Source organism: Sphingomonas canadensis (assembly GCF_026013525.1).
GTDB lineage: Bacteria > Pseudomonadota > Alphaproteobacteria > Sphingomonadales > Sphingomonadaceae > Sphingomonas > Sphingomonas canadensis.
In genome coordinates this window covers 16,388-36,726 of sequence record NZ_JAPDRA010000014.1, presented here as the reverse complement: position 1 = coordinate 36,726, position 20,339 = coordinate 16,388, and the positions used below count along the sequence as shown (strand labels likewise).

Genomic DNA, 20,339 nt, shown 5'->3' with positions numbered 1-20,339 from the left:
CACCCAGGGGGGAAGGAAGCGCGATGAAGAAGGCCCTGCTGATCACCGCGTCGGCGCTGGCGATCGCGATCGCAGGGGTCACGCCCTGGCTGATGGTTCTCGCCGCCGATCCGGAGGGCGAGAAGGATTGCATGGCCGGGCTGCCCGATGTCCCGGCGCTGAAGCCCGTCGCGGACAAGGTGGCGGAGCCCAGATGGGCGCAGCGGGGCGGCACCGTGAACGACGCGAGCTGCCTCAGCCGCACCGAAGTCGCCGGCGTGGTGCGCCCGCGCAGCGAGGCGGAGGTTGGCGAGGCGCTGGCCTATGCCCGGGCCAAGGGGCTCACCGTCTCCGCCGCCGGCGTGAAGCACAGCATGGGCGGGCAGGCGTTCCGCAAGGGCGGGGTGATGCTCGACATGCGATCGATGAACGCGATCCGGCTGGATGCCGCGGCGCGCACCATCACCGTGGGCGCGGGCGCGACCTGGCACGACATCCAGAACGCGATCCACCCGCGCTTCGCCGTCAAGTCGATGCAGTCGACCGACATCTTCACCGTGGGCGGATCGATATCGGTCAACGCGCACGGGATGGATCATCAGGCGGGCGCGCTGATGCGTTCGATCCGCAGCCTGCGCGTGATGCTGGCCGACGGCAGCATCGTCACCGCATCGCGCGAGGTGGAGCCCGATCTGTTCCGCCATGTCGTGGGCGGATACGGGCTGTTCGGCCTGATCCTGTCGGCCGAGCTGGAGGTGGTGCCCAACGACATCTATCGTTCGGAACGCCAGTTGATCGGCTATCGCGACTTCCCGGAAGTCTTCGCGAAGCTTCAGGGCGATCCGGGGGTGGGCCTTACCTACACCCATCTTTCCACCGCGCCGGGATCGCTGCTGCAGGAAGCGCTCGTCTACAGCTATCACAAGGTGGACGGCGCGGGGCTGGTCCGCCCGCCGCTGAGCGAGGTGGCGTCGACCAAGATGCGCCGCCTGACGATCAACCTGGCCAAGCGCGGCAACTTGTTCGCGTCGTTCAAATGGTGGTCCGAGAAGAATCTGGAGCACCGGTTCGAAAGCTGCACCGTCACCCGCGCCCAGGCGAGCGGCAGCGGGGAGGCGTGCCTGGTGTCGCGCAACGATCCGATGCACGACAGCGTCGCCTATCTGCGCAACAACCTGCCGCGCGAGACCGACATCCTCCACGAATATTTCATCCCGCGCGACCGGCTGATCCCCTTTGTCGACGGGATGCGCGCGCTGTTCCGGGAGCAGAAGACCAACCTGCTCAACGCCTCGATCCGCGTCGTGGACACCGAGGACAATGCGCTGAGCTATGCCCCCGCGCCGGCCTTTTCGGTGGTGCTGTACATCAACCAGCCGGTTTCGCCGGAGGGGCAGGCGGCCATGGCGAAGATCACCAGCGACCTGATCGATCTTTCCGCGGCGAACGGCGGGCGCTTCTTCCTGCCCTATCAGCTCCACTATACCCCCGCGCAGCTTGAGCGGAGCTATCCGGAGATCCGCGACTTCTTCGCGGCGAAGCGCAAGTGGGATCCGGGCGAGGCCTTCTCCAATAGCTGGTACGCGCGCTATGCGCCCGCGTTCAGCGCCCCGGCTTCGTCGTGAAGCAGCTCGCGCCGATGCGGCCCTCCAGCACCAGCGGCGCCCCCGCGCGATAGAGCGCCAGCGCGAAGCCGGGGCGATCCGATCGCGCCAGGATCGCGCCTTCGCGCATCTCCACCACCTCGCCGCCTGCGGTGCGGATGGCGTTCAGGCTGCGCGCGGCATCGCCCACCACCGCCACCTGCCGTCCGGCCGGCCCGACGAAGGGCAGCGCCAGCAGGATCAGCGCCCACACCAGCAGCACCAGCAGGAGCAGCGCGGCCTGGTTCCCGGAGCCTGTCCGGTTCCTGCGGGCAGGTGCGGGTTCCGCCAACAAGGGCGGACTGTCTTCAATAGTCGTAGACATGCTCGATCTCGATCCCGGCGGCGCGCGCCTCGCGGATCGTGGCGAGCAGGCGGGGCACCTTCACCGCCAGCCCCAGCCGCCGCCAGCCGGGCCGGTCGTCCAGCGGTTCGGCGAACAGCCCGTGGCTGCCCTGGGGCACAGCGGCGGCATCGGGCGCGATCACCGTCAGCAGCACATCGTCGTTGCCTGCGATCTCGAACAGCTCGACCGGCGTGGCGGAGAGCTTCACCAGCGCATCGGTGAGCTGGGCGTAGCGCGGTGCCTCCACCGCGGCGAGGCCGCCGGGCAACAGCCCGTTGAGCTTCAGCCGCGGATCGGCGGCGGCGATCGCCTGGGGCGTGCCGCCCAGCACCAGCGGGACGCTGAGCTGCGCCGGCCCCAGCGCGTTGTTCGACGCGAAGCCGATCGCGCCGCCATAGGCGGACTTGATCCCGAACTCGGTGGAAAGCGCCAGCCGCCGTTCCCAGTTGCGATAGGGCGCGGACGCGCTTTCGGTCCGCCACAGCCCCTTCAGCGCATCGAGAAAGCCGAACTGATACCAGGGCGTCTCGTGCATGAAGGCGCCGTAGCGCTGCCATATCTCGGCCGAATAGCGATCATTGGCGCTCTTCCACCCGCCGATCCATTCGCTGATCCGGCCGAAGACATTCTCATAGGCGCCCTTGATCGCCATCTCCGCGGTGAAGCTGAGGCCGATGGTGTAGAGCATCACCTTGGCATCGCCCGCCTCGGCGCTGCCCGCGGCGCGATTGACGGCGCACAGCCCGCTCCAGAATCCGCCGATCTGGCGCAGGTAGGAAAAGCCGCTCGGCGGCTTTCCGGCGGCGAGGTAGCGGCCATAGCTCTCCGCGGAATAGACGATGTACCATTCGGGATAGGTCAGCCAGGTCCGCGCCTCCGGCCGCTTGCCGGTGTCGCTGGGCAGTACCGATCGATAGGGCGCCGCCGCCTGCCAGCCATTGGGCGGGGCGGTGCATTGCGTCTCGACATAGACGATCGGGATCGCGCCCAGCACCAGCAGTCCGAACAGCAGCCCCCCGGTCCAGCGCAGCAGCCGCAGCAGCATCAGCGTTCCCGCGCGTAGATATAGCCGACCCAGGCGGCGAACCCGCCGATCACCAGATGCGGCAGATTGGCGAAGAAGCGCGTCTCAAGCGGCAGATCGAGCGGGCCGTAGAGGAAGATGCCGAGGTCCAGATAGCCGCTGCCCGTCGCCAGCCCCAGCACGCCGTCCAGGAAATAGAGCGGGCCGAACAGCCGGAAATAGGAGCGCGTGGCCCCGCGCGAGACCAGCGCTGCGATCCCCGCCCACAGGCCGGAGAAGAGGTGGAGCGCATGATCGTAGAGATCGAGCGTGAACAGCCCGAACTGCCGCCCCTCGGCATCGTTGAACGCGGGCACGAAGCCGCTGACCACCACCGCCACGAACAGCGCGAAATATGCCCAGCCGAACCGCCGCAGACCATCCATGCGCTTTGTCCTCCGCCTTGGCCCTTCGCCTTTGGGTACGGAACCATGGCCGGCGCCCCGATCCCTCAACCGAGACATAAAGCTTCGCGCAGGCCCTCGCCACAACTATCCCGGGCCGCCCGCGTCCCGCCGATTTGCCGGGCCGCCCGTCCGATTACTGTTTCTGTCAGCCCGCAAACGCGATAATCTTCGGTGCTGAGGGAGAAGATTGATGGGCATTCTCGATTTCCTGTCGAAGCAGTTCGTCGACGTCATCGACTGGGTGGACGAGCCCGGCGTGCTCGCGCTGCGCTATCCGATGCAGGACCGCGAGATCCAGAACGGCGCGCAGCTCACCGTGCGTGCGGGGCAGACGGCGCTGTTCTACAACGAGGGCCAGCTCGCCGACGCCTTCTTCCCCGGCCTGCACAAGCTGGAAACGGCGAACCTCCCGCTGCTGACCGCGCTGATGAACTGGGACAAGGCGTTCAAGTCCCCGTTCAAGGCCGATGTCTATTTCTTCTCGCAGAAGGAGCAGGCGGGCCTCAAATGGGGCACGCAGCAGCCGATCACCGTGCGCGACAAGGAATTCGGGCCGCTGCGCATCCGCGCCTTCGGCAGCTATGGTTTCCGCGTCGAGAATGTCGCCGCCTTCGCCACGAAGATGATGGGATCGCTCGACCGGCTGACCGTGTCCGATCTGGAGCCCCAGCTTCGCGGCGTGATCGCCACCGCGCTGGCCAGCGCGCTGGGCGGCGGGGAGATCGCGTTCATCGATCTGGCGGGCAACCAGGCCGCGCTTTCCGAACGGCTGCGCGCCGCGGTGGAGCCCGCCTTCGCGCAATGGGGCCTGGCCTGCACCAGCTTCTTCGTCGAGAGCGTGTCGTTGCCCGAGGAGGTGCAGGCGCATCTCGACAAGGCCAGCTCGATGCGGGTGGTGGGCGACCTGGACCGCTTCGTCCGCTTCCAGAGCGCCCGGGCGATCGAAACGGCGGCCGAACAGTCTGGCGGCGTGGCGGGCGTTGGCGCGGGCGCCGCGGCGGGGCTGGCGATCGGTCAGGCGATGGCGGGCGGCATCGGCGGCGGCGCGGCGGCTGCGCCAGCGGGTGGTGGCGACGATGCGTTCGCCCAGATCGAGAAGCTGCACAAGCTGATGACGGCGGGCGCGATCACCCAGGCCGAGTTCGACGCGAAGAAGGCCGAGCTGCTGGGGCGCATCCGCTAAGCCTCAGCACCGATGACGCTGACCCTAAACTGCCCGAACTGCGGCGCTCAGGCCGTGTTCCGTTCGCCGGCGCTGCCGTGCCGGGTATGCGACTATTGCCAGTCGCTGCTCGTCCGCAACGACGCGGGCGTATCCGCCGTGGGCAAGGCGGCGGCGCTGCCGTTCGACGTCAGCCCGGTGCGGATCGGCATGCGCGGCCGCGCGGACGGCATCGGGTTCGAGGTGGTCGGCCGCGTGCGCTGGGCATGGACCGACGGATCGTGGAACGAATGGCTGCTGCTGTTCCAGGACGGATCCTATGGCTGGCTGGGCGACGCCATGGGGCTGTTCATGCTGCTGCGCGAGGAGCCGGTTGCGCGCGTGCGGGCCAAGGCGCTGCGCCGCGTGATCGAGGGTGGCGAGGCAGTGCCGGGCGTCGAAGCCCAGCATGGCGGCGTCAAATACCAGGTGAGCGACGCGCGCGACGTGCTGTGCATCGCCGCCGAGGGGGAACTGCCCTTCACCGCGCCCCCGGGCTGGCGCGTGTATAGCGTGGACCTGAAGGGGCCGGCGGGCGAATGCGCCACGCTGCAGCGCGACCGCGACGAGGCGACCTTCTACACCGGCCGCTACGTGCTGCTCGGCGATCTGGAACCTTCCGGGCTGCGCGCGATAGAGGGTTGGGGGATGCCGGCCTATGCAAGCTGACGCGATCCCGCCGCGGCCGCAGCCCGCGGTGCGTGCGCTCAACTGCCCGTCGTGCGGATCGGCGGTAACGCTGCGCGCGGCCGGATATTCGGTCACGGTCGGCTGCCCCTCGTGCGGCAGCATCCTGGACGTCAACGACGCCGCGGTGAAGCTGATCACCGAATATCATGAGATGGCCGCCGGGCTGGACATCCCGCTCGGCACGCGTGGCACCTATGACGGCATCGAATGGGAGGTGATCGGGCACCTCGATCGTTCGATCTACGGCGCCTGGCCGTGGGAAGAATATCTGCTGTTCAATCCCTATTACGGCTATCGCTGGCTGGTCACCGACGGGCAGAGCTGGAGCTTCGGCGAGCTGCTGACGATGACGCCGGGTTACCTGACCTATGACACGCTGTGCATCGGCGACATGGAGTTCCGCCGCTTCTTCGCCGAGCGCGAGGTGCAGGTGGATCGCGTGATCGGCGAATTCTACTGGCGGGTCGCCGCGGGCGAGCGGGTCGCGTCCGCCGAATGGGCAGGCCCGGGCTGGATGCTCTCGCGCGAGAGCAACGCCAATGAGGTGAGCTGGACGCTGCTGAAGCTGCTGACGCCCGCCGAGATGGCGGAATTCGGCGTAAGCGGGGTGCCGCGCCGGCCCTGGCCGCCGCCGCCGCACATGGTTTCGCCGCACCGCGCCTGGCTCGGCACGGGCCTGAAGGTCGCGGGCGCCGCGCTCGGCTTCCTGCTGTTGCTGATGGTCTTCTTCGCGGGCGGACGCTGGAGCGATGCGGGATGGTTTCCCGTTTCCGCCGGCGTCACCGGCGAGCAGACCGTGACCATTGGGCCGTTGCGTTTCGACCGGCCCTATCAGCGCGTCGAGATCCGCGCGGAGGTGCCGCGGCTGGAGAACGGCTGGCTCGATCTGGATTATTCGCTGGTCAACCGCGCCGACCAGAAGGTGTACGAGGCCTATGGCGCCGCCGAACGCTATAACGGTGTCGATTCCGACGGGGCGTGGAGCGAGGGATCGCGCGCTTCGCAGGTCTCGATGGCGAGCGTGCCGCGGGGCGAATACGACCTGATCGTCGAATATCGCGGCAACAAGTGGGACGGCGGCTATCAGCAGACGTTCGACGGATGGATGGACGCAGGCAATGCGCCGCGCGTGGGCATCCTGGTGCGCACCGGCGGCCTTTACGGCGCCAACCTGATCGTCGCCGCGATCCTGCTGCTGCTGCCGCTGCTGTGGGGCCTGTTCCGTCATGTCCGCTTCGAGCAGGCGCGCCAGGGCGAAAGCGATTTCGATCCGACCGGCGCGGCCGCGCTGTTCCGGACGAGTGAGGATGAGGAGGACTGATGGGCCGCGGCACCTTCTTCTACGCGCTATGGTGTCTGGCGGTGATCGCCGGCTTCCTGGCCGCGGGCATCTTCGGCTACTCGCCCTTTGCCGAGGGCGGACGCGCGCATGGCGGCGCGCGCGCGGGCATCTACGGCCCCACCCACAAATAGGAGTTGGACATGGATACCACGCTTCCGGCCTTTCTCAGCACCTTGCTCTATGCCGCTGTCGGCATGGTGGTTTTCGTCATCGGCTTCGTGATCCTCGACCTGCTTACCCCCGGCAAGCTGTGGGAAGAGATCGAGAAGAAGCAGAATGTCGCGGTGGCGATCTTCGCTGGCGCGGTGGCGATCGGGCTGGCGATCATCGTCGCCGCCGCGATTCATGGCTGAAGGCGATCCGGCCACAACCCGCACCTTCGCGTCCGCGCCCGCCGCGGCGCTGCTCGCATCCGCCTTCGTGGTGGCGACCTGCGGGCTGATCTACGAACTGCTGGCGAGCACGCTGGCCAGCTATCTGCTGGGCGACAGCGTCACCCAGTTCTCCACGGTGATCGGCAGCTATCTGTTCGCGATGGGCATGGGGAGCTGGTGCTCGCGCTATGTGAAGCGCGACGAGCTGCGGCTGTTCGTCCGTGTCGAGCTGCTGATCGCGGTGCTGGGCGGATTCTCGGCGGCGGGGCTGTTCCTGCTGTTTCCGATCGTCGATCACTTCCGTGTCGCGCTCTATGGGCTGGTGCTGGCGATCGGCTTCCTGGTGGGGCTGGAGATTCCGCTGCTGATCCGAATCCTGCGCGGCTTCGATTTCCGCGAGGTGGTCTCCAACGTCCTTACCTTCGATTATGTCGGCGCGCTGGCGGCGTCGCTGCTCTTCCCGCTGGTGCTGATGCCCTATCTGGGGATGATCCGGACGGGGTTCGCCTTCGGGTTCCTCAACGCGGCGGTCGCGCTGGCGCTGCTGATGGTGCTGCCGCGCGGCGGGCGGCTGAGGATGGAGAGGGTGGCGGCGGTGCTGATCCTGATCGCGCTGGCGGCGGGCTTCGCGGCTTCGGACCGGCTCCAGCGCTGGGCGGAGGTGGCGGGCTATGGCGAGCCGGTGATCTATGCCGAATCGACGCGCTTCCAGCGGATCGTGATCACCCGGCGCGACGCCGACCTGCGGCTTTACCTCAACGGCAACCTCCAATTCTCGTCGCGCGACGAATATCGCTATCACGAGGCGCTGGTGCATCCGGCGATGGGGCGGGTGGCGGACCCGCGCAACGTGCTGATCCTGGGCGGCGGCGACGGGCTGGCCGCGCGCGAGGTGCTGCGATACCCCCAGGTGCGCAGCCTGACGCTGGTGGACCTGGACCCCGGCATGACCGGATTGTTCCAGAAGAGCGGCATGCTGACCGCGCTGAACAAGGGATCGCTTACCGATCCGCGCACTCGCGTGATCAACGCCGACGGCTTTCGCTGGGCGCGCGAGGCGACCGGCAGCTATGACGCGATCATCGTCGATTTCCCCGATCCCGTCGATTATTCGATCGGCAAGCTTTATACCGAGACTTTCTATCGCGCCGCCGCGCGGCTGCTGGCGCCCGGCGGGATGATGGTGGTGCAGAGCACCTCGCCGCTGGTCGCGCCCAAGGCATATTGGACCGTGGCGACCACCATCGAGGCCGCAGGCCTGACGGCACGGGGCTATCACGCCTATGTCCCCAGCTTCGGCGAATGGGGTTTCATCCTGGCGGCCAGGGGCGCGATTCCCGCCCAGGCGCGCTTCCCCGAGGGCCGGTTCCTGACCGCGGCGACCGAGCCGCAGCTCTATGACTTCCCGCCGGATATGGCGCGGCGCCCCACCGGGGTGAACCGGCTCGACAACCAGATACTGGTGCGCGAGTTCGCCGAGGCCTGGGGCAAATATGAAGGCTGACCGGCGCGCGGTGCTGGGCATCGGGGCGGGGGCGGTGGTCTGCGCTGGCGGCGCGGGGGCGCTGGCGCTGCGCGATCCGCCGCTGCCGCCCGGCGAGCTGGCGGGCGCGGACATGGTGCGCGGGCACCGGCTGCGCGACGGCGGCTTCCCGGCGCCTGGCCGGTTCGAGAAGGCGGAGGTGGTGATCGCGGGCGGCGGCATCGCGGGCCTGGCGGCCGGGTGGCGGCTGGCGGAGGCGGAGTTCGGCGGCTTCCGGCTGCTGGAGCTGGAGGACAGTATCGGCGGCAACGCGCGCGGCGGGGCCAACGCAGTCTCCGCCTATCCGCTCGGCGCCCATTATCTGCCGGTGCCGAACCGCGAGGCGGGGGCGCTGCGGCTGATGCTCCGCCAGCTCGGCATGATCACGGGCGATCGCGACGGCGTGCCCGTCTATGATCCCGCCCAGCTCTGCGCCGACCTTCAGGAGCGGATCTTCTGGCAGGGACGCTGGCAGGAAGGGTTGATCCCGCGCACCGGCCTGAGCCCCGCCGACCGGCGCGACCTTGCCGCCTTCCAGCAGGCGATGGCGGGGTTCTCCGCGCGGACGGGCAGCGACGGGCGCCCCGCCTTCGCCGTGCCCATGGCCTATAGCTCGCGTGATGCGGAGCTGCGCGCGCTCGACCGGCAGAGCTTCGCCGCCTGGCTCGATGCGCAGGGCTGGCGCTCGCCGGTGCTGCGGGCGCACGTCCGCTATGCGATGCGCGACGATTACGGCACCGAGCCGGGGGACGTCTCCGCCTGGGCCGGAATCCATTATTTCGCGGCGCGGCGCGGCTGGGCGGCGGACGGGGCAGGCGGCAACGAGCTGACCTGGCCGGAGGGCAACGCCCGGCTGGCGCGCGGCATGGCGGAGCGGCTGGGCGGGCGGATCGCGCCGGGGATGATCGTCCACCGTGTCGCGCGCGACGGCGACGGCCTGGCCATCGACGCCTTCGACGCGCGGCGCGGCGATACGGTGCGGCTGAGCGCGCGCGCCGCGATCCTGGCGATGCCGCGCTTCGTGGCTGCGCGCGTCTGTCCGGAGGCGGGCGGGACGGAGGGCTTCGGCTATGCGCCCTGGCTGGTCGCCAACGTTACCGTGGACCGGATGCCGCGCGGCCGGGGCGTGCCGCTGGCCTGGGACAATGTCTCGGCGGCGAGCGAGGCGCTGGGCTATGTCGTCGCGACGCATCAGGGGCCCGCGGCGATCAGCGCGGGGACGGTGCTGACCTGGTATCTGCCGCTGTCGGATATGGCGCCCGCCGATGCGCGCCGCCTGCTGGTCGATCGGCCGGCGGAGGAATGGAAGCGGATCGTGCGCGACGACCTGCTGGTGTCGAACCCGGAGCTGGAGGGCGCGATCCGCCGCATCGACCTGTGGCGCTGGGGTCATGCGATGATCCGCCCGGTGCCCGGTTTCCTCGATCGCGCTGACGCCGCGCCGCCCGCACCGCCGCTGTTCCTGGCGCATAGCGACATCAGCGGGCTGTCCCTGTTCGAGGAAGCGCATTATCGCGGCGTCCACGCCGCCGAGGCCGCGATGGCGCACCTCGGCCATGCCCATGAGACTTTGCTGTGACCGTTTCCCCGCCCCGCGAAGGCCAACATCTGATCGCCGACCTGGCGGGCTGCAGCCGGCTGGACGACGCGGCCTGGATCGAACGCTGCCTGACCGAAGCAGCCGCGGCGGCGGGCGCGACGCTGCTCGAGGTCCGGCTCCATGCCTTCGGGGCGGGGCAGGGGGTTACGGGCGTGGCGCTGCTCGCGGAATCGCACATCTCGATCCATAGCTGGCCCGAATATGGCACCGCCTGCGTCGATATCTTCATGTGCGGCCGGCCGGACGGGATCGAGGCGGCGCTGGAGACGATTGTGGCGATGCTGGGCGGGCGGGTGACGCACCGCACGCTGCTGGCGCGGCGCTATGCGGGGCTTCTGGCCTGAGCCCATGCTATGACGGTTGCGTCACGACCGAATCGGGGAGATCGGATGCTTAGCCTTGCCATCGCACTTACCGCCGCCGCCATCGCCGCGCCGCTGCCCGCATGGGCGCAGACCGGCTCCGAAAACCTGGCCCCCGACACCGACGAGACGCTCCAGTCGAGCGCCGCAGTGGTGAAGCTTACCGAACTGGAAAAACAGGAAACGACCGTGAAGCTGTTCGGCACCGCGGGCGGCGATCCGGCGATGAACGGGCTCTACACCTATATCGCCTTCTTCGGATCGCCCGCCGATGGCTGGAGCGTGTTCAAGATCGGCGATTTCCTCGACTATAGCGTGGTCGCCGAAGCGCCGGGGCAGGTCACGCTGGAGCTGAACGAAAGCACGATGGACGACGCGAGCGGCGAGATCGGATCGCGCACGCGGCGCGTGAAGCTGAGCTGGAAGCCGGGCGCGGACGATGCCCCGCCCGCTTCGGTGCTGGTCACCCCGCTGCCATAGGGTCCGCGCCGCCGCGTGCGTCAGGCCGGGGCCGAGGCGCGGGCGGCGTCCGCCTCGATCCGGTTGCCCGCCAGCCAGAACATCACGCCCGCCAACACCGGCGTGATCGCACCGACCAGCATCGAATAACGCACCGCCTTCGCGCCCAGCTCCGGCGCCATCGCGTCGTTGAGCATGCCCACGATCAGCGGCCCGAACACCTGGCCCAGCAGCGCGGCGGAAAAGACCATGATCGAGGTCGCCACCGCGCGCATCGGCGCACGCACCACGCTCATCCCCAGCGCGAAGGCCGGCCCCTGATAGGCGAGCACGAACAGGCTGGAGAAGGCGAAGCCCGTCATCCATAGCCACCCTGGCTCGCCGAGCAGGAACAGCGCCTCCGCCGGCCCCGCGACGAAGCAGGCGATGGCGGGAATGCGCGCGCGCACCTTCGGCCGGTCACGCCCCAGCCGGTCGATCAGCACGCCCGCGGTCAGGATCCCCAGCGTCGCCAGCGCCCCGCGCACCGTGCCCAGCGCCACCGCGATCTCGCTCAGGCTCATGCCGTGGACGCGCGCCAGGAAGGTGGGCGCCCAGGCCGCGGCCGCGAACAGATTGGCGCCCATGAAGGTCGCCCCCGCGACCAGCAGCAGATAGGCGCGCGAACCGGCCAGGAAGCGCGCCGTTTCGGCGATTCCGGCGGGGCGGGCGGGAGCGGCGGCCTCGTCCCTGCCGCCGCGCGCGGGCTCGCGGACGGTGAGAAGGAAGATCAGCGCGAGCAGCACGCCGGGAATGCCCGACACCAGGAACATCGAGCGCCAGCCGTGATGCTGGCCGATCCATCCGATGATCGGGAAGAAGGCTATTCCCGCGATCGCGCTGGAGGTGCCGAAGATCGCCATCGCCAGCGGGCGGCGCCGCGCGCGGAACAGGTCCGATATCATCGAGGAAGAGGGCGCCAGCCCCGCCGCTTCGCCCGCGCCCATCAGGAACCGGGCGATGGCGAGCTGCCAGATATTGCCCACCATGCCCGAAAGCGCGGTCATCAGGCTCCAGAAGGCGAAACCGGTCGCGATGATGTTGCGCCGGTTCCAGCGATCCGCCGCCCAGGCGATCGGCACGCCCAGGATCGAGTAGAAGAGCACGAAGGCCAGCCCGGAGACGAGCCCCAGCACCGTATCGGAGACATGCATCTCCGCCTTGATCGCGGGCAGCGCGAGGCCCAGCAGCGAGCGATCGAGATAGTTGAAGGTGGCGATCAGCGTGAGGAAGCCGAGCGAATAGATGGTCGCCGGCTGCCAATCGCCCTTCGTGTCGCCCTTCACGCCGGTACCATCGCGCATCAATCCGGCCGCAGCACCGAGTTGTCCAGCCGGGCGCGGCTCACCCAGGTTCCGTGGACCTGGCTGCGCAGCGCCATTCCGGTGCGGACCCGTGCCACAGGCCCGGCGGCGACGTCGCCCGCGTCGATCACCCACAGCTCCGACCGGTATTCGCCGGGCACCTGCCGCGCCGGATCGGGATCGACGGGGATATCGACCACGCTGAGCAGCCAGCCGTCGTGCCCGGCGCGGGCCGATGGGACATGCACCGGCTCGCTGATCGCGGCGCCGGGGGGCAGGCCGAGCAACTCGACATGGCCGTTGCCGGTTTTCAGCCGGATCAGGCAGTTGAAGTTGGCGCCCACCGGGCCGCCCGGCATCGGCGGGCCGCCGTTCGGGTTCATGCTGACGTACCAGGCGTGGTTATATGGCCGACCCTGATCGCTGTCGGCGATGCGCGGCAGATCGCCGGGCGGGCCGATCGGCCGTTCCTCGATGCGGGGATCGGCGCTCGCCATGTCGATCGTCCAGCGGGTCAGCGCGCCGCGCACCTCCTGCTGCGCGATGTGGATGCCGCCCGCCTCGCGCATGAAGGGGAAGGCGTTGGTGTGCGTCAGGCAGATGTCGATGTGGACCAGGTCGCCGTCGTCGAAGGCATTGACCTCATGGAACGCGGAGACGCCCACGGGACCCTTGATCCAGCGCATCTCCTCCACCTTGCCATAGCGCGGCATGATGCCGATCCAGCTTTCCAAATCCTGCCGGTGCGCCCAATGCGCCCCGCCGGCCTTCAGCCGGTCCAGATCGGCGGTGGTGGGGAATATCGGGAAGATGGCGTAGCGGCCGGTGATCACGAAATCGTGGATCGTCGCGCAATAAGGCTGCTGGAACCATTGCTCGGATACCAGCTCGCCATTCCGGTCGGCGATGCAATAGGCGACGTCGGTGGAGCAGAGCCCGCCCGCCTCATAGCCGAAGAAGAACAGCTCGCCGGTCGCATCGTCGATCCGGGGATGGGCGGTGAAGGTGGGCGAACGCAGCGCGCCGCCATAGCTCCATTTGCCAATGGTGCGCAGGCTGTGCGGATTGATCTCATGCCCCAGCCCGTCCTCCTTGGTCATGAACAGCCGGCCCGCGTGCCACACCGGGGTGGTGTTGGCCACGGTGCGGTCCATGCCAGCGACGGAGGGATCGTCGGTGAAGGGGTTGCGATAGCGGCCGAACAGCGCACGCCGGGCGGTCTTTTCCGCGCGATAGCGGTCTGTCTCGACATAGCGGATATCGAAATCGACCGTGCCGCCGCGGATATCGAACCGGGCGATCATCCCGTCGGCGTTGAGCGCGATATCGTCGTCGTACATCGGCGGATGGGCATTGTCGGGCACGGCGCGGAAGAAGGCGCCGTCGATCTCCGGCGGGATCGTGCCTTCCACTGCCAGGTCGCGGACGGAAATCTCCATCCGCCGGGGCAGGTTCGATCCGGTGAAATGGATCGTCTGCGGAAAGCTTCGGGTTGCGGTGCCGTCCATGCGTGTCCTCCGGCAGAGTTGAAAGGATGGCGCCGGCCCTCCGGGGGAGGGCGCGGCGCCAGGTCACGGAGGCAGCTTGGCCGCTTTGGGCGGCGTCAGAAGTTCCGTTTCAGCGAAATCGACCATTCCCGCGGCCGCGAGGGCGCACCGGTCAGGTATCCGCCGGCCGCGATGATGTCGAACTTCGAATAGTAGAAGAAGTCGTCGGTCAGGTTGGTCACCGCCAGCGCCGCCTCCCAGTCGCCGGTGCGGTAGCTGAGCCGGGCGTCGAACACGTTGCGCGATTCGATCCGGTTGCGCGGGTGGTTCACCGCCGTGGCATAGCTGGTCGACTGATATTGATAGTCGAGCCGCGGCGTCAGCGTGCCGCCCGCGAACGGGAGCTCGTACTGGATGCCGAAATTGCCCTGCCAGCGCGGCGCGAAGGGCAGCTCCATCGCCATCGTCAGGCCCGAAGACAGCGCCTGCGGCGATAGCCGCTTATACTCGCCCTTCAGATAGCTGAGGCTGCCGTCGATCTGCAGCCCCTCCACCGGGTTGGCGCTCAGCTCCACCTCGATGCCCTTCTGGCGGACGTCGCCCGCGTTGAGGAACGCTGCGGACGGCGCGGTGCCGCCTGCGGGGTTATAGTTGGGCAGGTTCGGATCGGGCTGGACGGGCAGGTTCACGTTGAAGAACGGCGTGTTCGTCTGAACCTGGATGTCCTTGTAGTTGTTCAGGAACGCCGACACATTCAGCCGGACACGGCGGTCCAGCAAGTCGCTCTTGAAGCCGATCTCATAGGATTCGAGCTGCTCCACGCCGAACGGCGCCACCTGGTTCGGGAAGAACACGCGCGGGTTGATGCCGCCGCCCTTGAAGCCCGTCGAAAACTGGGCGTAGGTGAAGAAGCCCGGCGACCAGCGATAGTCGACGACCGCGCGATAATCCCACACCTTCGCCGCGAAGGTCGCGGTCTGGCCGTTGATCGGGGTCACCGAGGGGCTGAACGATCCGTCCGCGGTGCGGCGGACGAAGGTGAGTACCTTGCGATCGTCGGTATAGCGGACACCGCCGGTCAGGTTCAGCGCATCGGTCACGTGAACCACGCCGTGGGCGAAGGCCGATTTGCTGCGCGACTTGATCGTGTCGGCCGTCAGGAAGTCCGCATTGATCGATCCGATCAGGTTGCGGCCGTTCTGCAGCGCGTCGCCATCATAATAGAAGCCGCCGAGCGTGAGATCGAGGATGTTGCCGACATCGGCGTTCAGGCGCAGCTCCTGGGTGAACTGGTGCTGCCGCGGCATGCCGATCGATTCGCTCTTGGGGATCGGGCTCTCGTCGTTGTCGACGACGAAATAGGCGTCCGCCGAGCGATAGGAGGTGATCGAGGTGAGCGCGATCGCGTCCGAAGCCTCATAGCTGATCGATCCCGAGACGCCCCATGCGGTCAGCTCGCTCTTGGCGATCGCCTGATAGCTGGAGGCCGCGGTGCCCCGGTACAGCGCATAGCTGGTGTAGGGATTGGGCGACTGGAACGCCGGGCCATAGCTGACGCCGTTGACCTGGGGGTTGGCTGCCGCGACCGCCTGGATCAGCACGCTCGGCGCCGGATCGCCCCGGCTGTGCGAGAAATCGGCCGACAGGTTGATCTCCAGCCCCGGAGCCGGGAGCAGGCGGAGCTGGCCGCGCACGCCGCCTTCGTTGCTGCCGCCCAGCCGGCCCAGCCGGCAGCTATTGCCGGTCGAGACATAGGTGGGCAGCGCCGACGAGGGATGGGTGCACTTATAGTCCATCCGGTCGATGTAGCCGCGGACATGCTTGCTCATGCCGGAGATGCGCGCGAACACCGTGTCGGGCGCGATCGTGATGTTGCCCGCGGCGCGGACGCCGGCGAGCTGATAGCTGCCCGCCTGCGCCTCGACGAAGCTGTCGCCGGTGCCGTCCGGCTTCTTCGAATAGAGCTTGATCGCACCGCCGATCGAGTTCTTGCCCGCCAGCGTACCCTGCGGCCCGCGCAGCACCTCGACCCGCTCCAGATCGAGCAGGTTGAACTGATTGCCGAAGACGGTCGCGTAATAGACGTCGTCGATATAGACGCCCACGCCCGGTTCGAAGGTGAAGTTGGAATCGAACTGGCCGACGCCGCGGATATAGATCTGCGCGGCCGGGCCGAAGATGCCCGGCGCCTGCTCGATCTTCAGGTTCGGCGCCTGAAGGTCGGTGAGCGAGGTCTGGCCGCGGGCCTCCAGCGCGTCGCCGGTCAGCGCGGTGATCGCCAGCGGCGTATCCTGCAGCCGCTGCTCGCGGAACTGGGCGGTGACGACGATCTCGCCCTCGTCCTTGGCCTGAGCGCCGGAATCCTGCGCGAACGCGGGCGACGCCGCCAGCGCCATGATGCCGGCCAGCGAGGCACCGATCACGGCACGCCGCCGATCGCGGCGATGGGTTGAACTGGACATTTCTCCTCCCCTTTTATCGGTTGGTTTTGTTTCAGTCATGGCGCGGCGATGCTTCGGCGGCCCGCGCTACCGCGGTGTCCGCTTCCATCGATTGTCTCGCGCGTTCGGCCCGTTCCCTACCGGCTGCGTTTCTTGATCGAACGCTGCCGGTTTTCCTTTTCCCGGAAGCTATTTTCTTGACGGGGTGAGATCATCATGTATGTGACGCATGCAGCGTTCTCCAATTGAGACAGATCAGCATGAATACCCTGCTGAGCATGCGCATCTTCTGCACGGTCGCCGAGCTGCGCAGCTTCACCGCCACTGCCGATCGCTTCAACATGGCGCATTCCGCGGTGAGCAAGCACGTCGCGATGCTGGAACGCCGGCTGTCGGCGCGGCTGCTGAACCGCACCAGCCGCCATGTGAGCCTTACCGAGGTGGGCGCGCAATATCTGGAGCAGGCGCGGCGCATCCTGGAATCGATCGACGAGATGGAGGGATCGGTCCGCAACACCGCGATCAAGCCCTCGGGCCTGCTCAAGATCAGCGCGCCGCCCTGGCTGGTGAACGACGATTTCGTCGGCGTGCTGGCGGGTTACCGGCGGTCCTATCCCGATGTGGACATCGACATCGACATCGACCGGATCGAGCGCAACGCATCGCACGAATATGGCGACCTGGACATCGCCATCCGCATCACCAACACGCCGGGGGAGGGGATGATCGCGCAGCATCTCGCGACGCTCACCTTCCGGCTGGTGGCGACGCCCGCCTATCTCGATTCGCGCGGGCGGGCGAGCAAGGCGGCCGATGTCGACGGCTGGCCGCTGCTCCATTATTCGGCCTATTCCAACGACGGCACGGTGGTGTTCCGCAGCGGTGACCGCGTTACCTTCAAGCCGATCATGCGCAGCTCCAGCACGGCGCTGCTCTATCATGCGGTGCGCGCGGGGATCGGACCCGCGTTCATGCCCTCGACGATGGTCGAGCGCGACGTGGCCGAGGGGCGGCTGGAGCATGTGCTGCCCGAGGAGACCGCGTCGCCGATGAAGCTATACGCCATCTATCCGCGGCGGCCCTATGTCTCGGCCAAGGTGAAGAGCTTCCTCAAGTTCCTCGAGACGGCCTACGCCTGACGCCGGCTGCGATCCCGGCGGCGTCCTCGGTGAGCAGCAGGCCGCGCCGGCACAGGTCTTCGGCGGCCTCCACCAGCTTGCGTTCGCGGTCCGCGTCTTCCGGGTAGCGTTCCGCGAGCGAGGGGCGGGGATCGCCTGACGCGATCCGCTCCTCGCGGGTGGCGGCAAAGGGCAGGAAGGCGCCGATGGGGCTCAGCGCTCCCCCGGCATAGCCTGGGCGGCGCGGGTTCCAGCCGGTGTGGGTGCCGACCGGTACGGCGATCTCCGGCACGCGGACGCCGGTGCGCTCGTTGCCGTCGGCGTCGATCGCCGGGACCAGTACTGCATAGTTGCGGCCCGGGATCGCGCGGGGCGGATCGGCCGAATAGTCCATCTCGGCCAGCGCGTTGACGGCACCCGAATAGGTCACGCCGGGGATGGCGGGAAAGCCATAGCGCTCTGGCGCGGCGGGAACGAGCGTGCCGCCGCCCGCCGCGGGGAAGGCGCCGGGCGGCGGCAGCGCATCGCCGCTCACCCAGCGATCGAGCGCCGTCAGCAACGCGCGATGCGGGCCGGAACAGTCCGCGAGGTTGGGCGGATATGCGGCGCAGGGAAACAGGCGCGCATAGTCCAGCGTCGGATCGCCGCCGCCGCCATGCTGGATGCCCGCGAAATGATAGAGGCGGACATTCTCCGGAACCGGGATGTCGTTGCCCAGCCCGTCGGTAGCGAGCAGGCTGGCACGGCCCTGGAAGAAGTCCGCGCTGCTCTCAGTCTGGATCACGCGGGGGCTGGTTCCGGTCTCCTCGCACCGTGCCAGTATGCCGTCCGTCCGTCCGCTCACCGGATCGGTGGTGACGGCGTAGGCGAAGGGGAACTGATCGTGCGGGAACAGCCGGTCCTCGTGCTGGCGGGCGAAGCGGCCGGGCTGGGCGAAGCGATGGTTGACGAACGCGCGCCGCGATCCCGCCATGCACGCCATCACCCCGTCGAACACGCGGCGGCCCTCCAGATCCTGGTTGAAGCCGAGGTGGAGGAAATCGCGCAGGAACCGCCCCGCCTGCGACATGCCATAGGCCAGGACATGCTCGATCCCCGTCAGCGGATTGCCGGGGCCTTCGTGCCGCAGGAACGACACGGCATCGCGCACCGCGGCGAATCCCAGCCCCATCACCGTGGCCTCTCGCGCCGGATAGGCGAACTCATAGATCGCACCGGCGTCGAAGCCCGCGGGCCGGTCGATCTCGATCTGCGTGTCGGAGACGAAGCGCCAGCCGCCGGCGGGAATCGCCGTCCGGGGATCGCCCGGATATTGGCGCACGGTCAGCGTGCAGGCGGCCTGTTCCATCGCCGCCGCCGGATAGCTCAGCGCGGCCGTCACCGGGCTGCGCGGATGATCGAACACATATTCCTCGCGGCTGATGCCGGTCACGCCCTGCGCCACGGGGAGCCGCGCAGCCATCGCGCCTTCGCCGATCGCGCCGCGGCCCTGCCAGCCGGTCCACAACAGCGTGTAGCCCTGGCGCATCAGGAAGCCGTTGCCCGCGTCGGCCAGCGTGGCGGGATCGTTGCACGCCATGCGCATCGTCCCCTCCGCGTCGCGCGGCGCATCGTTGAGCGTGTGCAGCGCCACCTTTCCGCCGCGGTTGAGCACGTCATACAGGATGCGCCGGTTGCCCCGGTGCATGCCGGCGGGCTTCAGCAGGTGGAAGTCGCAATCATATTCGACGCGGCCCGCGGCGTTGACCGGTGCCAGGCCCAGATCGGCGATGACTGCGTTCAGCGGGTGCGCCGGGTCCACCTCACCCCACAGGCGCCCGGCGAGCATCTCATAGGGGCCGGTGTCGCCGAACGGCGCGCCTTCGAACGCCGGCCCGGCGCGCGTGACCTCGATCCGCATCAGGACGCGGCGGCCGCCGACACCTCCGGCCCATATTCGTTGACCGTCGATCGCCGCACGTCGCGCTTATACTGGTCGGTGGGCAGCGGCGTCGCGCGGTGCAGCGTGCAACGATTGTCCCAGATCAGCAGATCGCCCTTCCGCCATTTGTGGACATAGATGAACCGGTCCTGCGTGGCGAACTGATAGAGTTCCTCAAGGAACACCAGCGCCTCGTCGTCGGGCCAGCCGACGATACCGGCGGTGTGCCCGCCGATGTACAGCGCCTTGCGGCCATAGGGCATGGTACGCACCAGCGGATGGGTGACGGGCGGCATCGCCGCGCGCATCTCGTCGGTCACGCCCGTCGCGCCTAGCAGCTCGCGCCCGCGCCAGAAGTCATGGACGGCGGACAGCCCGTCGATCCGCTCCTTCGTCGCCTGGGGCAGCGCGTCATACACCGCGCGGGTGTCGATGAAATGCGTGTCGCCGCCCTCCGGCGGGATGATGTGGGCGAGCAGCAGCGACCATTTGGTGGGCAGCGTGTGGAACGAGCTGTCGGTGTGGAACCGCTCGGTCGCCCGCGCATATTTCCGCTTCTCGTCGTTGTAGGGGATGATCTCTCCGTTCTCGTCGAGGTTCGAGATGTCGAACAGCTCGCGGGCGATGCGGCGCGGCTTGTTGCCCGCGAAGCGATCCATGCCCGGGGGAAGCTCGAGCGGGCCGAAGGCGCGGCTGAAGCGCAGGTGATCCGCATCCGATGCGTTCACGTCGCGCACCACCGCGACCGCATAGGTGGCCATCGTCCGCTCGATCGCCTCGATCAGCTCGCGATCGGGGGCGACGGTGAGGTCCGCACCGATAACCTCGGCGCCGAATATCGGGTGGAGCGGGCGGACGGTCAGGCTCACGCAAAATCTCCTCTCATCGCATCGCGGACTGCCGAACCCGGCAGCGCCGGCCCCGCGGCTGGACGCGCGGCGAGCGGCGGCCCGGCCGCCTGCTCCCCGGATGCCGATCCTTGGGGCAGCCGCGTTCCCGCTCCGGCGGGCAGGCGCTGCCGGATCGGGTCGCGGCCCATTG

General features: G+C 68.4%; 19 protein-coding genes. 11 read left to right on the top strand and 8 right to left on the bottom strand.

The features are described from left to right. Window positions 1-23 precede the first annotated feature (23 nt). Window positions 24-1,604 carry an FAD-binding oxidoreductase gene (locus OM513_RS19610; RefSeq protein WP_264946473.1) on the top strand — a complete coding sequence of 527 codons (1,581 nt, stop codon included), beginning with the start codon at window positions 24-26 and terminating at the stop codon, window positions 1,602-1,604. Here OM513_RS19610 and OM513_RS19605 read toward each other — a convergent pair. Genes OM513_RS19605 through OM513_RS19595 form a run of 3 tightly spaced genes read right to left on the bottom strand, consistent with a single transcriptional unit; the run spans window position 1,582 to window position 3,417 of the window. Beyond that, window positions 1,582-1,914, bottom strand: coding sequence for a hypothetical protein (locus OM513_RS19605; RefSeq protein WP_264946472.1), 333 nt, complete (start codon window positions 1,912-1,914; stop codon window positions 1,582-1,584). The two genes, OM513_RS19610 and OM513_RS19605, sit on opposite strands and share 23 nt — an antisense overlap. Window positions 1,915-1,930: 16 nt before the next feature. Beyond that, window positions 1,931-3,013 (bottom strand): hypothetical protein, encoded by a 1,083-nt coding sequence (locus OM513_RS19600; RefSeq protein WP_264946471.1) that lies wholly within the window; start codon window positions 3,011-3,013, stop codon window positions 1,931-1,933. Continuing rightward, window positions 3,013-3,417, bottom strand: a complete 405-nt coding sequence (locus tag OM513_RS19595; RefSeq protein WP_264946470.1) for a hypothetical protein — start codon at window positions 3,415-3,417, stop codon at window positions 3,013-3,015. Before OM513_RS19595 ends, OM513_RS19600 begins: the two co-directional genes overlap by 1 nt. A gap of 211 nt (window positions 3,418-3,628) precedes the next feature. On the opposite strand from OM513_RS19595, the gene OM513_RS19590 reads away from it, so the two are divergent. Genes OM513_RS19590 through OM513_RS19550 form a run of 9 tightly spaced genes read left to right on the top strand, consistent with a single transcriptional unit; the run spans window position 3,629 to window position 11,009 of the window. Next, window positions 3,629-4,621: an SPFH domain-containing protein gene (locus tag OM513_RS19590; RefSeq protein WP_264946469.1), complete on the top strand. Its 993-nt coding sequence runs from the start codon at window positions 3,629-3,631 to the stop codon at window positions 4,619-4,621. A gap of 12 nt (window positions 4,622-4,633) precedes the next feature. Next, window positions 4,634-5,308, top strand: a complete 675-nt coding sequence (locus OM513_RS19585) for a DUF4178 domain-containing protein (RefSeq protein ID WP_264946468.1) — start codon at window positions 4,634-4,636, stop codon at window positions 5,306-5,308. Next, on the top strand, window positions 5,298-6,650 hold the full coding sequence (locus OM513_RS19580) for a DUF4178 domain-containing protein (protein WP_264946467.1): 1,353 nt from the start codon (window positions 5,298-5,300) through the stop codon (window positions 6,648-6,650). The genes OM513_RS19585 and OM513_RS19580 overlap by 11 nt, the downstream gene beginning before the upstream one ends. Further along, complete coding sequence (locus tag OM513_RS19575; protein WP_264946466.1) at window positions 6,650-6,802, top strand: hypothetical protein; 153 nt, start codon at window positions 6,650-6,652, stop codon at window positions 6,800-6,802. Before OM513_RS19580 ends, OM513_RS19575 begins: the two co-directional genes overlap by 1 nt. Window positions 6,803-6,811: 9 nt before the next feature. Beyond that, a complete protein-coding gene (locus OM513_RS19570) occupies window positions 6,812-7,024 on the top strand; it encodes a DUF350 domain-containing protein (protein WP_264946465.1) in 213 nt (70 codons plus the stop codon). Further along, on the top strand, window positions 7,017-8,549 hold the full coding sequence (locus OM513_RS19565) for a polyamine aminopropyltransferase (protein ID WP_264946464.1): 1,533 nt from the start codon (window positions 7,017-7,019) through the stop codon (window positions 8,547-8,549). The genes OM513_RS19570 and OM513_RS19565 overlap by 8 nt, the downstream gene beginning before the upstream one ends. Continuing rightward, window positions 8,539-10,146 (top strand): FAD-dependent oxidoreductase, encoded by a 1,608-nt coding sequence (locus tag OM513_RS19560; protein ID WP_264946463.1) that lies wholly within the window; start codon window positions 8,539-8,541, stop codon window positions 10,144-10,146. Before OM513_RS19565 ends, OM513_RS19560 begins: the two co-directional genes overlap by 11 nt. After that, complete coding sequence (gene speD / locus OM513_RS19555; RefSeq protein ID WP_264946462.1) at window positions 10,143-10,511, top strand: adenosylmethionine decarboxylase; 369 nt, start codon at window positions 10,143-10,145, stop codon at window positions 10,509-10,511. The genes OM513_RS19560 and speD overlap by 4 nt, the downstream gene beginning before the upstream one ends. 45 nt (window positions 10,512-10,556) lie before the next feature. Then, the gene (locus OM513_RS19550; RefSeq protein ID WP_264946461.1) at window positions 10,557-11,009 is read left to right on the top strand and encodes a hypothetical protein; all 453 of its coding nucleotides are present in this window, start codon (window positions 10,557-10,559) and stop codon (window positions 11,007-11,009) included. 20 nt (window positions 11,010-11,029) lie between these two features. Here OM513_RS19550 and OM513_RS19545 read toward each other — a convergent pair whose 3' ends face one another. The 3 genes from OM513_RS19545 to OM513_RS19535 all read right to left on the bottom strand — a co-directional run bounded on the left by OM513_RS19545 (window position 11,030) and on the right by OM513_RS19535 (window position 16,280). Then, complete coding sequence (locus OM513_RS19545; RefSeq protein ID WP_264946460.1) at window positions 11,030-12,331, bottom strand: spinster family MFS transporter; 1,302 nt, start codon at window positions 12,329-12,331, stop codon at window positions 11,030-11,032. After that, window positions 12,331-13,839, bottom strand: a complete 1,509-nt coding sequence (locus OM513_RS19540; RefSeq protein ID WP_264946459.1) for a carotenoid oxygenase family protein — start codon at window positions 13,837-13,839, stop codon at window positions 12,331-12,333. Before OM513_RS19540 ends, OM513_RS19545 begins: the two co-directional genes overlap by 1 nt. 95 nt (window positions 13,840-13,934) lie before the next feature. Then, complete coding sequence (locus OM513_RS19535; RefSeq protein ID WP_264946458.1) at window positions 13,935-16,280, bottom strand: TonB-dependent receptor; 2,346 nt, start codon at window positions 16,278-16,280, stop codon at window positions 13,935-13,937. Between the two features lie 239 nt (window positions 16,281-16,519). Here OM513_RS19535 and OM513_RS19530 point away from each other — a divergent pair, with 239 nt between their 5' ends. Then, window positions 16,520-17,398 (top strand): LysR family transcriptional regulator, encoded by an 879-nt coding sequence (locus tag OM513_RS19530; protein WP_264946457.1) that lies wholly within the window; start codon window positions 16,520-16,522, stop codon window positions 17,396-17,398. On the opposite strand, the gene OM513_RS19525 is transcribed toward OM513_RS19530, so the two are convergent. Both OM513_RS19525 and OM513_RS19520 read right to left on the bottom strand, forming a co-directional pair. Then, window positions 17,370-19,277, bottom strand: coding sequence for an alpha/beta hydrolase domain-containing protein (locus OM513_RS19525; protein ID WP_264946456.1), 1,908 nt, complete (start codon window positions 19,275-19,277; stop codon window positions 17,370-17,372). The genes OM513_RS19530 and OM513_RS19525 overlap by 29 nt on opposite strands. Further along, on the bottom strand, window positions 19,277-20,167 hold the full coding sequence (locus tag OM513_RS19520; protein ID WP_264946455.1) for a TauD/TfdA dioxygenase family protein: 891 nt from the start codon (window positions 20,165-20,167) through the stop codon (window positions 19,277-19,279). The genes OM513_RS19525 and OM513_RS19520 overlap by 1 nt, the downstream gene beginning before the upstream one ends. Window positions 20,168-20,339: the final 172 nt, after the last annotated feature.

Excerpts from the sequence above, each read along its gene's own strand:
- OM513_RS19590 (WP_264946469.1), top strand. The coding sequence starts at position 3,629 with ATGGGCATTCTCGATTTCCTGTCGAAGCAGTTCGTCGACGTCATCGAC.
- OM513_RS19535 (WP_264946458.1), bottom strand. The coding sequence starts at position 16,280 with ATGTCCAGTTCAACCCATCGCCGCGATCGGCGGCGTGCCGTGATCGGT.
- OM513_RS19545 (WP_264946460.1), bottom strand. The coding sequence starts at position 12,331 with ATGCGCGATGGTACCGGCGTGAAGGGCGACACGAAGGGCGATTGGCAG.
- OM513_RS19550 (WP_264946461.1), top strand. The coding sequence starts at position 10,557 with ATGCTTAGCCTTGCCATCGCACTTACCGCCGCCGCCATCGCCGCGCCG.
- OM513_RS19570 (WP_264946465.1), top strand. The coding sequence starts at position 6,812 with ATGGATACCACGCTTCCGGCCTTTCTCAGCACCTTGCTCTATGCCGCT.
- OM513_RS19585 (WP_264946468.1), top strand. The coding sequence starts at position 4,634 with ATGACGCTGACCCTAAACTGCCCGAACTGCGGCGCTCAGGCCGTGTTC.
- OM513_RS19540 (WP_264946459.1), bottom strand. The coding sequence starts at position 13,839 with ATGGACGGCACCGCAACCCGAAGCTTTCCGCAGACGATCCATTTCACC.
- OM513_RS19565 (WP_264946464.1), top strand. The coding sequence starts at position 7,017 with ATGGCTGAAGGCGATCCGGCCACAACCCGCACCTTCGCGTCCGCGCCC.
- OM513_RS19610 (WP_264946473.1), top strand. The coding sequence starts at position 24 with ATGAAGAAGGCCCTGCTGATCACCGCGTCGGCGCTGGCGATCGCGATC.
- OM513_RS19525 (WP_264946456.1), bottom strand. The coding sequence starts at position 19,277 with ATGCGGATCGAGGTCACGCGCGCCGGGCCGGCGTTCGAAGGCGCGCCG.
- OM513_RS19575 (WP_264946466.1), top strand. The coding sequence starts at position 6,650 with ATGGGCCGCGGCACCTTCTTCTACGCGCTATGGTGTCTGGCGGTGATC.
- OM513_RS19580 (WP_264946467.1), top strand. The coding sequence starts at position 5,298 with ATGCAAGCTGACGCGATCCCGCCGCGGCCGCAGCCCGCGGTGCGTGCG.
- OM513_RS19530 (WP_264946457.1), top strand. The coding sequence starts at position 16,520 with ATGAATACCCTGCTGAGCATGCGCATCTTCTGCACGGTCGCCGAGCTG.
- OM513_RS19600 (WP_264946471.1), bottom strand. The coding sequence starts at position 3,013 with ATGCTGCTGCGGCTGCTGCGCTGGACCGGGGGGCTGCTGTTCGGACTG.
- OM513_RS19595 (WP_264946470.1), bottom strand. The coding sequence starts at position 3,417 with ATGGATGGTCTGCGGCGGTTCGGCTGGGCATATTTCGCGCTGTTCGTG.
- OM513_RS19560 (WP_264946463.1), top strand. The coding sequence starts at position 8,539 with ATGAAGGCTGACCGGCGCGCGGTGCTGGGCATCGGGGCGGGGGCGGTG.